The sequence below is a fragment of the Compostimonas suwonensis genome (genome assembly GCF_002797855.1).
GTDB lineage: Bacteria > Actinomycetota > Actinomycetes > Actinomycetales > Microbacteriaceae > Compostimonas > Compostimonas suwonensis.
In genome coordinates this window covers 307,386-321,984 of record NZ_PGFB01000002.1, presented here as the reverse complement: position 1 = coordinate 321,984, position 14,599 = coordinate 307,386, and the positions used below count along the sequence as shown (strand labels likewise).

Genomic DNA, 14,599 nt, shown 5'->3' with positions numbered 1-14,599 from the left:
ACGTCGAGCCGTCGATCCTCCGCGTCACGACGACCTCGCCCGCGCCGGGCGGGGCGGATCCCGGGCAGGATCCGTCGAGGCGGCCGCGACGCCGGCGCGGCAGGGGCTCCGACGACTCGAACGACCGCGGGATCGTCTCGCCCTCGGACTGGCGCCGCCGCGGCATCCGGCGCTCCCTGCGCACCTCGCACGTGGTGCTGCTCGCGATCCTCGCCTTCACGGGGCTCGGGCCGATCCTCTGGCTCGGCAAAGCGGCCATCACTCCCACCCAGGACACGCTGCGCACCCCGATGGCGATCTTCCCGAACGGCGTCGACTGGGAGAACCTCCAGGCCGCGTGGTCGACCATCCACCTCGACGTGCAGTTCCTCAACACCGTCTGGGTCGCCCTCGGCTCGTGGGCCATCCAGATCCTCGTCGCGACGACCGCCGGCTTCGCCCTCTCGGTGCTCAAGCCCAAGTACGGCCCCATCCTCAACGGGCTCGTGCTCGCGACGCTCTTCGTGCCGGCCGTCGTGCTGCTCGTGCCCCTCTACCTGACGATCCTCGACGTGCCGTTCCTCGGCGTCTCGCTCATCAACACCTTCTGGGCGGTGTGGCTGCCGGCGGGCGCGAGCGCGTTCAACATCCTCCTCGTGAAGAGGTTCTTCGACAACCTGCCGCCCGAGATCTTCGAGGCCGCACGCACCGACGGCGCGGGGCCGTTCCGCCTGTTCTTCTCGATCGTGCTGCCCATGTCGAAGCCGATCCTGGGGGTCGTCTCGGTGTTCGCGATCATCGCGGCCTGGAAGGACTACCTCTGGCCCTCGCTCGTGCTCGCGGACCCCAAGGTGCAGCCGCTCTCGGTCCGTCTCCCGTTGCTGCAGCAGACGATCGAGCTCGACGTCTACCTCGCGGCCCTCGCGATCTCGACGCTCATCCCGATCATCCTGTTCGTCCTCTTCCAGGGGCTGTTCCTGCGCAGCGCTGGCCTGGGCGGGGCGGTCAAGGGCTAGGCGGCCGTCACGCCGTCACGGGACGAGCAGCACCTTGCCGATGTGAGCCGACTCCTCGAGGATTTGGTGGGCGCGGGCCGCATCGGCGAGGGGCACGATCTCGGAGACGACGGGCTCGACGAGGCCGGCCTCGATCATCGGCCAGACGTTCTTCTCGAGGCTCGACATGATCTGCGCCTTCTCGGCGTCCGGGCGCGCCCGCAGGGTCGTTCCGTGGATGCTCGCGCGCTTCCTCATCAGCAGGTGGATGGGCAGCGGCGCGTTCTCCCGGCTCTGGTTGGCGATGATGACGAGCCGGCCGTTCATCCGCAGGCTCGAGAGGTTCCGGTGCAGGTAGGCGCCGCCGACGAGGTCGAGGATCACGTCTGCGCCGCCCGTCTCGTCGCGCAGCCGCTGCTCGAAGTCCTCCGTGGTGTAGTCGATGAGGATGTCGGCCCCGAGGGCCGCGCAGGCGTCGAGCTTCGCGGCCGATCCCGCGGTCACCGCGACCCGAGCGCCCCTGGCGGCGGCCAGCTGGATGGCGGCCGTGCCGATGCCGCTCGATCCGCCGTGGACGAGCAGGGTCTCGCCGGAGCGCAGCCCCGCGAGCATAAAGACGTTGGACCACACGGTCGCGAGCGCCTCGGGCAGGGCCGCGGCATCCACGAGGGGCACTCCCGCCGGCACCGGCAGCACGTGCGCCTCGTTCACGACGACGCGCTCGGCGTAGCCTCCGCCCGCGAGCAGCGCGCAGACCTCGTCGCCGACCCGGTAGCGCGAGGCGGCCGACTCGACGGCGACGATCGTTCCCGAGATCTCGAGCCCCGGCCACGCGGGAGCGCCGGGTGGGGGCGGATAGCTGCCCGCTCGCTGACCCAGGTCGGCGCGGTTGACGCCGGCCGCGGCGACCTCGATGATCACGTGCCCGGGTTGCAGCTGCGGCTCCGGCACGTCGTCGAGCCGGAGCACGTCGGGCCCGCCCGGTTCGGTGATGACGATGGCTTTCACGTCACCACTTTAGAGGCCGCACCACGGGCGGGGGAGACTTTCCTCGCATCCTGTCAGCCCGGCGCGGCGCCGGATCCCGCAGGATAGACTCGCCACTCGTGAGGCGAGCTGCGATGGCGACAGCGGTCGCGCTGCTGTGCGCCGTGGGCGTGAGCGCGTGCACGACCGCCGCGACCGTCGAGCCCTCGCGATCCGCATCGGCCTCCGTGCGGCCGACCCCCTCGGCGACCCCGACCCCCACGATCGATCCGGTGCTGGTCGAGGCCACCCGGCGGCTCGACGCGATGACGGTCGAGCAGAGGATCGCGAGCCTCCTGATGCTGCACTACCCGGGAACCGACGCCGCCGCGCTCCGGTCCTTCGTCGACGCCCACGGCCTCGGCGGGTTCATCCTCATGGGCGACAACATCCCGGGCACCCCCGAGGAGCTGGCGACGCTCACCGCGCAGCTGAGCGCAGACCCGGCGCTTCCCGTGCTCACGGGCATCGACGAGGAGGGCGGCGACGTCACGCGCCTGCCCTACGACCAGTTCGCCGGAGCGGACGTGCTGCAGGCCCTCCCCGCCGCCGAGGCCCAGGCGGCCTTCACCGGGCGCGGGGACCTGCTGCGATCGGTGGGCGTCGACATCAACTTCGGGGTGGTCGCGGATGTCACGGCCGATCCCTCGTCGTTCATCGCCGACCGTGTGCTCGGCACCGACCCGCAGTCCGCGAGCGAGCGGGTCGCCGCCGCGGTCGCCGCCGAGCGCGGACGCGTGCTCACGACCCTCAAGCACTTCCCGGGGCACGGGGCGGCGCCCGGCGACTCGCACGACACGATCCCGGCCACCGATCTGAGCTATGAGACGTGGGAGGCCGAGGTCGCCCCGCCGTTCCGGGCGGGCATCGACGCGGGCGCACCCGTCGTGATGTTCGGCCACCTCGCCTACACCGCCGTCGACCCTGCGCCCGCGAGCCTCTCCCAGCGCTGGCACGACATCCTCCGCGACGAGCTCGGCTTCGACGGGGTGACCGTCACCGACGACATGCTCATGCTCCAGCACACGGGGCTGCCGGAGTACGCCGACCCGATCGAGAACGCGATCCGGGCCCTCGCGGCGGGCAACACGATGCTGCTCTACGTGCTCGCCGCCGATCCCGAGGTGTCGGGGGTCGACCCCGCCGCGCTCATCGCCGGGCTCGCGAACGCGGTGCGCTCGGGCCGGCTCCCCGAGGAGCTCGTCGACGCCGACGTCATGAAGCTGCTGCTCCTGCGGCTCTCCCTCGGCGCGGACGGGTCATAAGGGTTCTCCACGAATCCCGAATCGTTCGAGATTTCCAGGAATAGATGACGTGTCCACTTGCTTGTAGCTCTCTGGGGGCCACCCCTTTACCTGAGGAGTTCCCCTCAGGATCCGTAATCCGTGACGTTAGGAGACCTCCATGGCAGACACCATCAGCATCCCCGGCTACATCGCAGGAACCTGGACCATCGACAAGGCGCATTCCGAGGTGAGCTTCACGGTTCGCCACCTGATGATCAGCAAGGTCCGCGGCACCTTCAAGGACTTCGACGCGACCTTCGTGACCGCGGAGAACCCGCTCGAGTCGAGCGTGACCGCGAAGGCGCTGGTCGCCTCGGTCGACACCAACGAGCCGAACCGCGACGGACACCTCCGCACGGGCGACTTCTTCGACGCCGAGAACCACCCCACCATCGAGTTCGTCTCGACCGGCGCCCGCCACGACGACGGCGACTTCCTCGTCGACGGCGACCTCACCATCCGCGGCGTCACCAAGCCGGTCACCTTCGACTTCGAGTTCGGCGGCTTCGGCGGGGACCCCTACGGCAACACGAAGGCGGGCGCGACGGCCACGACCGTCATCAACCGCGAGGACTTCGGCCTCAACTACAACGCGGCCCTCGAGACCGGCGGCGTGCTGCTCGGCGACAAGGTCACGATCACCCTCGAGCTGCAGGCCCTGCTCGAGAAGTAGGCGGCCTTCCGCACAGACGACGAGGATCCCGCGGGAGCGGGGTCCTCGTCTGTCGTCAAGGAGGCCGTCACGCCTCGGGTCGTGGCGTCCCCTCGGCCGGGAGATGGTCGGCCGGGGGCGCTCTGCGTTCGGCACGCCTCGCGACGAACGCGTCGGCCACGGGGTTGAGGAAGAAGAGGAAGAACGCGAACGAGCCGATCCAGATCGAGGCGATCACGACGAGCACGGCGATGAAGATCGCCGCGAAGGCGCCGGTGCGGTTCTCGCGCAGCTCCGCCTCGTCGACCGAGGGGACCAGATCACGGTCCCGGGTCGCGTAGAACCACTGGAAGGCGCCGATCGCGCTCACGACGAGCACGTTGACGGGCAGGAGCAGGCGGCCCAGCAGCTCGCTCTGGAAGTCGGCGTTGACGCTCGTCGTGAAGGGGATGAGCACCACGAACAGCAGCCGGAAGGTGTTCAGGGTGATGAGGGTCCTGTCGACCTTCCGGATGTACTCGAACTGCCGCACATGGATGCCCCAGAACATGCCCAGCACGAGGAAGCTGATGACGAAGCTCGCGAAGGTGGGCAGCATGTCGCTCAGCGCATCCGCCAGCTGCGCGTCATCCGTGACACCCGTGAGCGTGTCGACCGAGAGGTCGAGCACCAGAAGAGTCGCGGCGATCGCGAAGACGCCGTCGGTGAACGCCTCGAGCCGTCGGGTGGAGATCGGTCGGTCGTCCAGCGACGGCCTGCGTCTTCTCATGCGGGAAGTCTAGCGAGCGGCGGCGATGGCACCGGTGATGAGCTCCAGTGCGCGTGCCGGGTGCTCGATGTGCGAGAAGTGACCGCAGTCGGCGATCTCGACGACCCGTGCCTGCGGGATCATCCGGCGCAGCGCGCGCAGCTCGGCGGAGGGCACGAAGGAGTCCCGTCGGCCGCGCGACAGAGTGACCGGGCAGCGCACCTCGCGGGCACGGCGCAGCTCGTATCCCTCTGCGAGACTCGTGGCGAGCACGAACGACCGGGGCCGCACCTCGACGGCGAGCGCGTGCAGCACAGAGCGCCGAACGCGCAGACCGTGCCGGAACAGGGGCCACATCGCCGGGCGCATGAGACCCGCACGGTCGGCGGCGAGCACGAGCGCCCGGCCGGCGGAGTCGAGGCGGGCCAGCAGCCGCATGATGCCCAGGAGCATCGCGAACCAGGGGATGACGCCGAAGCGCCGCACAGGATGCGCGACCGTCGTCGACACAGCGAGCACCGTTCCCGAGACGAGGGTCGCCGAGAGCACTCGCTGCGGCCAGAGCGCAGCCAGGTGCAGCGCTATGAAGCCGCCCATCGAATGGCCGACCACGTGCCAGCGGGTGTAGCCGAGACCCTCGCAGATCCCGCGGATGACCTCCGCGATGGCGTCGAGGGTGAGGGCGTCGTCGTCGTGAGGCAGAGGCGAGTCGCCCCAGCCGGGCAGGTCGAGGGCGATCACGTCGGGCAGCTCGACGGCCTGGGCGCGGGCGGTCGCGAGCAGAGGCGACCACGTCGACCACGAGCCCGCCGCGCCGTGCAGGAAGACGACGGCGACCGGCATCCGGCGTTGTGCGCGATGCCGCACGGCGACGGGCCCGAGCGCCGTGTCGACCCGGGAGCTCACGAGGCCGAGCAGCGTCTCGTCGCCCAGGATGTCGCGGGGGCAGTACTCCGCCGTGGCCGGCGTGCCGTTCGTCATGGGCACGTCACTCGCCGACGATCTCCTCGCGGATGCGGCGCAGGTCTTCGAGCAGCGAGCCGATGAGGATCCAGTGGTCGGGGTGCGGCTTCGCGACGGTGAGGGGCGCGGTCAGCGCGGGCAGCTCGGCGGTGTGCGCGGCGCGGGTGGGCGAGGCCGAGGGGTCCCTCCCGATCTCGTCGGCGCGCAGCCGCAGGTCGTGCGCCGCCCGCGTGAGCTCCACGGCGATCGCGCGCACCGTCGGCTCGGTCCTCAGCCCGTCGTCGTAGTGGTCGTGCACGGCTCGCACCATGCCGATCTCGCGCGTGATGATGCCCGAGAGCAGAAGCAGGAACTCCTCGTCGTGGTGCAGGGTCACGCGATGCCGGGCGCTGCGCGGGTTGAGGGTGAGGCTGTCCGTCGCCTGCGCGACCGCGCCCGCCGCGGCATCCCGCTCGTCGCGCAGCGCTCGGGCGTCGGTCAGGAGCTGCTCCAGCTGCCCGGGGCTCTGCGGGGTCGTGAGCGCGTCGGCGAGTTGGTCGATCACGAGGGCGGAGTTCGCGGTCAGCTGCGCGATCGCGCGATTGGCGGGCTCGACGAGCACGGGCGGCACGATGAGCACGTTGACGACGAGCCCGATCGCCGCGCCGATGATCGTCTCGATGATGCGCTCGACGGCGTAGTCGGGTTTGCCGGCGCCGATCGCGAGCACGAGCATCGCACTGATCGGGATCTGACTCGCCGAGCCGGGACCCAGCCGCAGCACCCAGGCGATGAGGATGGCGACGACCACCGTGAGCAGGACGATCCAGTCGCCCGTGCCGAAGATGGCGCCGATGATCGTGGCGACGAGCACCCCGAGGATGACGCCGACGCTGCGCTCGATCGCCTTGCCGAACGACTGGTTGACGCTCGGCTGCACGACGATGAGCGCTGCGATGGCCGCGAAGATCGGCAGGGTGCCCGGGAAGACCGCCGCTGCGATGAGCCAGGCGAGCAGGGTCGCGACGGTCGTCTTGACGACCTGCAGGAAGGGCACCCGCGACGACGTTCGGAGGCTGGAGATGAATCGCACGCCCTCAGGCTAGCGCGGGCGCGACGGCCGGCCCTCAGGGCGCGGCGGCGGCGGCCGCGTTCCGGATCGGCGTGCCGAGGAAGCGGCCGTAGCCCGCGATGGCCCGTTCGAAGCCGCCGAGAGCGCGCGGGCTCAGCGGCTCGAACGGCTCCGGCGTGATCGTGAGGCCGCGCGCCGACCGCTTCTTCGTCCAGGTTCCGCGCACGCGGCCGCCGACGACGATCGTCGGGCGGAACATGCCGTTGTTGCCGGGCACGACGCGCTGAGCATGGACCTCGTCGAGCTGCGCTCCGCGATCGGCGTAACCGAGCAGCAACTCGTCGAAGCCCGGCAGGGCGAGCGTCGTGACCGACGGCGCCGCGGCCTCGAGCGTCGCCGCCGACAGCCACAGGCTCGCGTCGCCGTAGCGCACCTCGGCCAGTGCATCGCCGGCCCGACCCCGTTTACGCGCGATCTCCAGGCCTCTCCTGGCCCGGGTGAGGGGGAGCTTCGTCCACCACGCGAGATCGGCGACCGTCACGGGGCCGTGGCTGAGAACGTAGCGGTGGGCGAGCGATCCGAGCACCTCGTCGGCGTCGCGCTCCGGAGCCGGCGGCACCCACTCCTCGAGCAGCACGACGAGCTGCTCTGTGCCCTCGATCGGCCCGAGCACAACGGTTCCGCTGAGCGACAGGTTCCAGAGCAGGTGGTAGCCCACCTGAGCGCCGGCGCGGATGCCGCGGCTCTCGAACTCGGCGAAGAGCGCGTCGCGTCTCAGCGCCCGCCCGCCTCCGAGCACCTCGTGCGCGACCGAGCGGGCGGCCTCGACGATCGACTCGTCGAGGCCGAGCTCGCGCTCGCGTCTCGCGGCGCTCGCTATCGTGCGCGCCCCGGTGAGGCTCAGGATGCCGCGGAGCTCCTCCGGCGGGAGCACGTGCAGGGTTCCGCGCAGCGGCCAGCTCCGCACGATCTCGCCCCGATCGAAGGCCGCGACCACGTGCTCCTCGCGGCTGCCCGGGGTGCGCACGCCGACCGACCACAGGGCGCCGGGGAGGTCCTGGCCCTGCATGGCGCTCATCCAGCGCACGACGTCGGCGACCGTGCGACCCGGGCTCCCGGCCGCGGGACGGGTCAGGAGCTGGCTCGCGAGGCGCAGGCGCAGCAGCTGCGAGCGGGTGAGGGTGACGGGCATCCTGCCAGTATGCCCGCCGCCGATGCGCGCCTCAGCTACTCAAAACGACGGAGATTCTGCCGAATTCCGGGCTTTAAGGCGCGAAAGGGTTCGAATTCGGCAGAATCTCCGTCGTTTTGAGTTTCCGGGAGAGAGGGGTCAGGCGATCGGCTGGCGCAGGGTGAGGATCTCGGCGCCGTCGTCGGTGATGGCGATCGTGTGCTCGCTGTGCGCCGTGCGGCAGCCCGTCGCGCTTCGGAGCGTCCACCCGTCGGCGTCGGTGACGAGCTCGGCGGTGTCGGCCATGACCCAGGGCTCGAGTGCGAGCAGAAGCCCGGGGCGCAGCCGGTACCCGCGGCCGGGTCGTCCGGTGTTCGAGACGTGCGGGTCCTGGTGCATCGTCGATCCGATGCCGTGGCCTCCGAACTCGGTGTTGATCGGGTATCCGGCCTCGCTGAGCACTGAGCCGATGGCGTGGGAGACGTCGCCGATGCGCGCCCCGGGCCCGGCGGCGGCGATCCCCGCGCTCAAGGCGCGCTCGGTCGCGTCGATCATCGCGACGCTCTCCGCGGGCCGGGACTCGCCCACGATGACGCTGATGGCTGAGTCCGCGGCGATTCCGTCGTGGATCACGGCGAGGTCGAGCGTCAGGAGGTCGCCATCGGCGAGGGCGTAGTCGTGCGGCAGGCCGTGGAGCACGGCGTCGTTGACGGCAGTGCAGATGTAGTGGCCGAACGGCCCGCGCCCGAAGGACGGCGCGTAGTCGACGTAACAGGACTGCGCGCCGGCCCGGACGATCATCTCCTGCGCCCACCGGTCGATGTCGAGGAGATTCGTGCCGACCGTGCTGCGGCTCGTGAGCGTCTGCAGAATGTCGGCGACGAGGGCACCGGCTCCCCGGGCCCTCTCCAGCTCGGCGGGGTTCAGGATCTCGATCATACGGTGCCCTTCTCGTGGACCAATAACTATACCGGCCATACTATCCCGGTACTAGAATCGGGAGCATGGTCAGACTGCCGCACACCCCCGCAGAGGTCGCACGCGGGCAGCGCCTCGGCGCCCTGCTGCGTCACGCCAGAGGGGAGCGCTCGATGCTCGAGATCGCGCTCGACGCGGGCGTCTCGCCGGAGACCCTGCGGAAGATCGAGACGGGCCGCGTGTCGACCCCGGCGTTCCCGACCATCGCCGCGATCGCCGAGGTGCTCGGCCTCTCGCTGGATGTCGTCTGGGCCGAGGTCAACCGGCCCGATGTCGACAGCACGGAGGTTGGCGGGGCCGAGGTCGGCCGGCCCGAGCGCGGCGTCGAGCCGACCGGCTCCCGCCGCGGCGCACGCGAGCGACTGGCCTCCTGAGCTCTCGCGGCCGCGTCGGAGGATCCGGGGCAGTGCGTGCGTCTCCTCCCATAACCCCTGCCGGGAGCTCAGGCCGGTCGCGCGTCTCGCGGGCAACACGCGGCATAGGGCGCCGCGAGCAGCCGTTCAGCCTGAATTGCCCCGGTTGGTTCATCGGGCGTGGGGCATCGGCCGGGCGGCGCGGCGAGGGGGACACGTGGGCCCTAGATCAGGCCGTGCTCGGTGAGCTGGTCGGAGAGACCCGCGCCGTCGGGCGCATACACCCAGGGCACACCGCTGTCGTGCGCCTCGGCCTTGGAGCGCCCGCCCGCGAGCACGGCCTCGCCGGGGGAGAGCTGCCGGATCGCGACGGCGGCGACCGCCTCGGGGCGCTCGCGCGCGAACTGCCCGTAGATCTCCTCGTCGTGCTGCCCGTCGTCGCCGATGAGCAGCCAGCGGATGTCGGGGAACTCGTCGGCGAGCCGCCGCAGGCTCTGCTCCTTGTGCAGGCGGCCGCTCCGGAACATCCTGTCGTGCGTGGGGCCCCAGTCGGTCAGCAGCAGGGCGCCGGCCGGATAGAGGTTGCGGGAGAGGAAGCGGGTGAGGGTCGGCGCCACGTTCCAGGCGCCCGTCGAGAGGTAGATGACGGGGCATCCGCGGTTCTCGCTCGCGAGCCGTTCGAGCAGAACGGCCATGCCGGGCGTCGGGATGCGCGCGTGCTCGTCGAGCACGAAGGTGTTCCAGGCCGCGAGCAGGGGGCGGGGGAGAGCCGTGACCATAACGGTGTCGTCGACGTCGGAGACGATGCCGAAGCGGGCGTCGGGCGCGACGACGTAGACCGGGGCCTCCACGACGATCGAGTCGTCGGTGCGCATGGTCGCGGTGTGCCAGCCGGGGGTCAGCGCCACCGGTACGACGGTGTCGACGACCCCGCCGCGATCGGCCTGCACGCTGTGGCTGTGACCGTCGATCTCGATCGTGACGGTCACGTCGTTGACGGGAACGCTCGTGAAGCTGCGCCAGCCCCGGATGCTCTGGTCGCGCTTGGCCCGCAGCCTCTCGGCCCTGCTGCCGGGTTTGACCGGCTTCGTGAGCAGCACCCGGCCCAGCACGCGCACCCATTCGCCCGAGCCGTAGCCGGTGTAGGGGATGACGGTCGTCAGGTATCCGCGTTTGCGCACCCGGCGCTCGCGCCACTCGTGCACCCGGTCTTCGAGTCGCGCCGCCCAGTGCGGCAGGGGGACCGCGCCAGAGTTGTGCTCTGCGGGGGCTTGGCGTGGCATTGCCTCAGTCTTTCACGATCTGGGCCTGCGAATCGCCTCCGATGGCTCTGCGGGGAGGGCTCGCGCAATCTATTCTGTTGAGCGTGGCAGGGGAGGATAAAAGGTGCCGGTGAGACGATCAATCAATGCCGACGGCCCCACGTCGGCCTCTGTCGTGCGGAATGAGCCCGTTCAGCAGCGCAGCGCGCAACGGCTCGACACGCTCTTGGATGCCGCGGCGGTGGTCGTCGACGAGATCGGCATCGATCGGATCACGACGGCCATGGTCGCCGAGCGCTCCGGAGCCTCGATCGGTACCGTCTACCGCTACTTCCCCGACCGGGTCGCGGTACTGCAGGCCCTGCGCGATCGTGCGGTGCTGCGCTTCCGCGAGCGGGTGATCGAGGAGATCCAGGCGGCGGAACCCCCCAGCTGGCTCGAGGCCGTCGACGCGGCGCTCACCGCGAGTGTCGCCATGTACCGCACCGAGGCCGGATTCCGGATCGTGCGCTACGACGACAAGGTGCGCGCGCCCTTCGTCGGCGACGAGGAGTTCGGAGACGGCTATTTCGCGCGTCAGCTCGCTCAGCTGCTCTCGGGCACCTTCGGGATGCCGGAGAGCGACGACCTCATCTTCCACCTGGAGGTGTGCGTCGAGATCGGCAACGCCCTGCTCGGGCGGGCCTTCGCCGACGGCCCGCCCGGTGACGAGCGGTTCATCTCGGAGACGCATTCCGCGGTGCGCGACTACCTCGTGGGCCACTACGGCGAGCCGGAGCCGCGCGGCTGATTTCGCCGATCGGGAATGTCGGGGGTGGGTGGCATGGTTGCCCCTAACCACGGTTGCCACGATTTCGCAACGGTGGGACATCTTCTTTGCCATCCGCTCCGAATGGTGTTTGGGTTGATGTGCTCGACCTACGCCCCGACCGAATTGTTCCGAAGACTCCCGAGAAATGAGCCGCAAGGATGATCGAGTTCCGCTCAGTGACGAAAAAGTATCCAGACGGAACCCGTGCGGTGGACGACTTCAGCCTCGTGCTCCCCTCCCGTAAGACCACGGTGTTCGTGGGGTCGTCCGGATGCGGCAAGACCACCCTTCTGCGTATGGTCAACCGTATGATCGACCCGACCGCGGGCACGATCACGATCGACGACGAAGACATCTCGACCCTCGCGCCCGTCGCGCTGCGTCGCCGCATCGGCTACGTCATGCAGAACTCGGGGCTGCTGCCGCACCGCAAGGTCGTCGACAACGTCGCGACGGTGCCCATGCTCAACGGCGTCACGAAGTCGGTGGCCCGGGCGAACGCGCTCGCGCTGCTCGACACCGTCGGCCTCGACCGCTCCCTCGCCGACCGCTACCCGAGTCAGCTCTCGGGCGGTCAGCAGCAGCGCGTCGGTGTGGCGCGCGGGCTCGCCGCCGACCCCAACATCCTGCTCATGGACGAGCCCTTCGGCGCCGTCGACCCGATCGTGCGCTCGGAGCTGCAGCAGGAGCTCATCCGCCTGCAGCGCGAGCTCGACAAGACGATCGTCTTCGTCACCCACGACATCGACGAGGCCTTCCTGCTCGGCCACCAGGTCGTCATCCTGCGCAAGGGCGGCCACATCGAGCAGGTCGGCTCGCCCACCGAGATCCTGGCCAATCCGGCCAACGAGTTCGTGGCGAGCTTCATCGGCGCCGACCGCGGCAAGCGCGTGCTGCACCTCGACGAGAGCAGCGACCGGCGGGTCGTCCTCGACGGCGACGGCAGACCGGCCGGAGTCCTCGCACCGTGAACTGGCTCTGGTCGAACCTCGACCTCGTCTGGGAGCTGACTCTCACGCATCTCGCGCTGAGTCTGCCCCCCATCGTGCTGAGCTTCGTGCTCGCCGTGCCGCTCGGCTGGGTGGCCTACCGCTACCGCCTCTCCCGCGGGGTCCTGCTCACGATCGTCGGGCTGCTCTACGCGATCCCGTCCCTGCCGCTGCTCATCATCCTGCCGGCGATCCTCGGCACCGGCGCCCGGTCGCCGATCAACGTCATCGTGGCCCTCACCCTCTACGGGGTCGCCCTTCTCGTGCGCACGGCCGCCGACGCCTTCACCTCGGTGGGGGCCGACGTGCGGCAGTCGGCGACGGCTCTCGGCTACTCGGGGTGGGGGCGGTTCTGGCACGTCGAGCTCCCGCTCGCCGGCCCCGTGCTGCTCGCGGGGCTGCGGGTCGTCATCGTGAGCACGGTGAGCCTCGTGACGGTGGGCGCCGTGCTGGGAGTGCGCAGCCTCGGCAGTCTGTTCACCGATGGCTTCCAGCGGAACATCCAGGTGGAGATCATCACGGGCATCGTCATGACGGTGGCGCTGGCCCTGATCCTCGACTTCCTGAGCGTGCTGATCGGGCGGCTCGTGCTCCCGTGGACCCGGGTCGACGCGCGGGCTCGGCGGCTCGCCCGCCGGGCGCAGTCCGAGGCGGTGGATGCCGCGTGAACCTCTTCCTCGACGCGATCGCCTGGATCGCCGACCCCGTCAACTGGAGCGGCCCCTCGGGCATCCCCACCCGCTTCGCCGAACAGCTCTACGTGACCTTCGTGGTTCTCGTGATCGCCGCCGTCATCGCCCTGCCGATCGGTATGGTCATCGGTCACACGGGCAAGGGCCGGGGGTTCGCGGTCGCGGTCTCGGGCGGCCTGCGCGCCCTGCCCACCCTCGGCGTCCTGACGCTCGTGGGCCTCTGGGTGGGCATCGGCCTGACGGCGCCGATCATCTCACTCGTCATCCTCGCGATCCCGTCGCTCCTCGCCGGCGCGTACTCGGGCTTCGAGGCGATCGACCGGCGCACGGTCGACGCCGCACGGTCGCTCGGCATGACCGAGCTGCAGATCGTCACCAAGGTGGAGCTGCCGCTCGGTCTGCCCCTGCTCATCGGGGGAGTCCGCGCCGCGACGCTGCAGATCGTCGCCACGGCGACGCTCGCGGCCTACGTGGCCGACGTGGGCCTCGGCCGCTACCTCTTCCAGGGGATCAAGACGCAGGACTACGCCGAGGCTCTCGGCGGCTCGATCCTCGTCGTGATCCTCGCCCTCGTCCTCGACGGCCTCCTCGCACTGACGCAGAGGCTCGTCGTCCCCGCCGGAGTTCGCGCGGCGGCGGTGCAAGAAGTCCGCACACGGCCATCCCGGTCGCGTGCGGTGGTGGGACAACCCATCGAAGAAGGGAAGAAATGATGTTCACAGCAGGAAAAGGCCGGCTGGCTCTCGGAGTCGTCGCGGTCGGGGCAGCAGTTGCCCTGGCAGGGTGTGCGTCCGGTGATCCGCTGGACGGCGGTAGTTCGAGCGACAGCGCCTCGTCCGAGACGATCGTGATCGGCTCGCAGGACTACTACTCGAACGAGATCATCGCCGAGATCTACGCACAGGCCCTCGAGGCCAACGACATCGATGTGCAGCGCGACTTCCGCATCGGGCAGCGCGAGGTGTACCTGCCCGAGGTCGAGAGCGGCTCCATCGATCTCTTCCCGGAGTACACGGGAAACCTCCTCCAGTTCTACGACGAGAGCACGACGGCGCGCACCAGCGACGACGTCTTCGCCGCGCTTCAGGGTGTGCTGCCCGACGGCCTCCGTGTGCTCGACCAGTCGCCGGCGACCGACCAGGACTCCTACAACGTCACGCGCACCTTCTCCGAGGCCAACAACGTGACGAGCCTCGCCGATCTCGCCTCGGTGACCACACCGCTCACGCTCGGCGGCAACTCCGAGCTCGAGACGCGACCCTACGGCCCGACCGGGCTCAAAGACGTCTACGGCGCGACAGTCGGCTTCACCCCGATCGAGGACAGCGGCGGACCGCTCACGCTCAAGGCCCTCGTCGACGATCAGGTGCAGCTCGTCAACATCTACAGCGCCGACCCCAACATCAAGGCCAACGACCTCGTGACGCTCGCCGATCCGAAGGGGCTCTTCCTCGCCTCGAACGTCGTGCCGCTCGCAAGCGACAAGGTGACCGACGACATCGCTGCGATCATCAACACGGTGAGCGCCGCGATGACCCCCGAAGACCTCGTCTCGATGAACGCGCAGAGCGTCAACGACCAGGAGTCGGCCGACGTGATCGCGAAGAACTGGCTCGACGAGAAGGCGCTCTTCTAGAGGCGTA

16 protein-coding genes are annotated in these 14,599 nt (G+C 70.0%); 9 read left to right on the top strand and 7 right to left on the bottom strand.

Going from position 1 to position 14,599, the window contains the following annotated elements:
- The first annotated feature begins 14 nt into the window (after positions 1 to 14).
- Positions 15 to 995 carry a carbohydrate ABC transporter permease gene (locus tag CLV54_RS05305; protein ID WP_100344387.1) on the top strand — a complete coding sequence of 327 codons (981 nt, stop codon included), beginning with the start codon at positions 15 to 17 and terminating at the stop codon, positions 993 to 995.
- A 15-nt stretch (positions 996 to 1,010) separates the two neighbouring features.
- On the opposite strand, the gene CLV54_RS05300 is transcribed toward CLV54_RS05305, so the two are convergent.
- On the bottom strand, positions 1,011 to 1,982 hold the full coding sequence (locus CLV54_RS05300) for an NAD(P)H-quinone oxidoreductase (protein ID WP_100343907.1): 972 nt from the start codon (positions 1,980 to 1,982) through the stop codon (positions 1,011 to 1,013).
- A gap of 113 nt (positions 1,983 to 2,095) precedes the next feature.
- On the opposite strand from CLV54_RS05300, the gene CLV54_RS05295 reads away from it, so the two are divergent.
- Positions 2,096 to 3,265: a glycoside hydrolase family 3 N-terminal domain-containing protein gene (locus CLV54_RS05295; protein WP_100343906.1), complete on the top strand. Its 1,170-nt coding sequence runs from the start codon at positions 2,096 to 2,098 to the stop codon at positions 3,263 to 3,265.
- A gap of 139 nt (positions 3,266 to 3,404) precedes the next feature.
- Complete coding sequence (locus CLV54_RS05290) at positions 3,405 to 3,959, top strand: YceI family protein (RefSeq protein ID WP_100343905.1); 555 nt, start codon at positions 3,405 to 3,407, stop codon at positions 3,957 to 3,959.
- A gap of 67 nt (positions 3,960 to 4,026) precedes the next feature.
- On the opposite strand, the gene CLV54_RS05285 is transcribed toward CLV54_RS05290, so the two are convergent.
- The 5 genes from CLV54_RS05285 to map form a co-directional block, all read right to left on the bottom strand.
- A complete protein-coding gene (locus tag CLV54_RS05285) occupies positions 4,027 to 4,707 on the bottom strand; it encodes a TMEM175 family protein (RefSeq protein ID WP_100343904.1) in 681 nt (226 codons plus the stop codon).
- A 9-nt stretch (positions 4,708 to 4,716) separates the two neighbouring features.
- Positions 4,717 to 5,667 carry an alpha/beta fold hydrolase gene (locus CLV54_RS05280; protein ID WP_100343903.1) on the bottom strand — a complete coding sequence of 317 codons (951 nt, stop codon included), beginning with the start codon at positions 5,665 to 5,667 and terminating at the stop codon, positions 4,717 to 4,719.
- A 7-nt stretch (positions 5,668 to 5,674) separates the two neighbouring features.
- Positions 5,675 to 6,721, bottom strand: coding sequence for an FUSC family protein (locus CLV54_RS05275; RefSeq protein WP_100343902.1), 1,047 nt, complete (start codon positions 6,719 to 6,721; stop codon positions 5,675 to 5,677).
- A gap of 34 nt (positions 6,722 to 6,755) precedes the next feature.
- Entirely contained in the window at positions 6,756 to 7,892 is a 1,137-nt protein-coding gene (locus CLV54_RS05270) for a winged helix DNA-binding domain-containing protein (RefSeq protein ID WP_100343901.1), read from the bottom strand.
- 138 nt (positions 7,893 to 8,030) lie between these two features.
- Positions 8,031 to 8,810, bottom strand: coding sequence for a type I methionyl aminopeptidase (gene map / locus CLV54_RS05265; RefSeq protein WP_100343900.1), 780 nt, complete (start codon positions 8,808 to 8,810; stop codon positions 8,031 to 8,033).
- A 65-nt stretch (positions 8,811 to 8,875) separates the two neighbouring features.
- Here map and CLV54_RS05260 point away from each other — a divergent pair, with 65 nt between their 5' ends.
- On the top strand, positions 8,876 to 9,223 hold the full coding sequence (locus CLV54_RS05260) for a helix-turn-helix domain-containing protein (RefSeq protein WP_100343899.1): 348 nt from the start codon (positions 8,876 to 8,878) through the stop codon (positions 9,221 to 9,223).
- Between the two features lie 203 nt (positions 9,224 to 9,426).
- Here CLV54_RS05260 and CLV54_RS05255 read toward each other — a convergent pair whose 3' ends face one another.
- Positions 9,427 to 10,485 carry an App1 family protein phosphatidate phosphatase gene (locus CLV54_RS05255; protein WP_100343898.1) on the bottom strand — a complete coding sequence of 353 codons (1,059 nt, stop codon included), beginning with the start codon at positions 10,483 to 10,485 and terminating at the stop codon, positions 9,427 to 9,429.
- Positions 10,486 to 10,594: 109 nt separating this feature from the next.
- On the opposite strand from CLV54_RS05255, the gene CLV54_RS05250 reads away from it, so the two are divergent.
- From CLV54_RS05250 to CLV54_RS05230, 5 genes are all read left to right on the top strand, one after another.
- Complete coding sequence (locus CLV54_RS05250; protein ID WP_245861379.1) at positions 10,595 to 11,254, top strand: TetR/AcrR family transcriptional regulator; 660 nt, start codon at positions 10,595 to 10,597, stop codon at positions 11,252 to 11,254.
- Positions 11,255 to 11,433: 179 nt separating this feature from the next.
- Positions 11,434 to 12,246: an ABC transporter ATP-binding protein gene (locus CLV54_RS05245; protein WP_100343896.1), complete on the top strand. Its 813-nt coding sequence runs from the start codon at positions 11,434 to 11,436 to the stop codon at positions 12,244 to 12,246.
- Positions 12,243 to 12,932, top strand: coding sequence for an ABC transporter permease (locus CLV54_RS05240; RefSeq protein ID WP_100343895.1), 690 nt, complete (start codon positions 12,243 to 12,245; stop codon positions 12,930 to 12,932). Before CLV54_RS05245 ends, CLV54_RS05240 begins: the two co-directional genes overlap by 4 nt.
- On the top strand, positions 12,929 to 13,669 hold the full coding sequence (locus CLV54_RS05235; protein WP_100343894.1) for an ABC transporter permease: 741 nt from the start codon (positions 12,929 to 12,931) through the stop codon (positions 13,667 to 13,669). Before CLV54_RS05240 ends, CLV54_RS05235 begins: the two co-directional genes overlap by 4 nt.
- Complete coding sequence (locus CLV54_RS05230; RefSeq protein WP_100343893.1) at positions 13,669 to 14,592, top strand: ABC transporter substrate-binding protein; 924 nt, start codon at positions 13,669 to 13,671, stop codon at positions 14,590 to 14,592. The genes CLV54_RS05235 and CLV54_RS05230 overlap by 1 nt, the downstream gene beginning before the upstream one ends.
- Positions 14,593 to 14,599 lie beyond the last annotated feature (7 nt).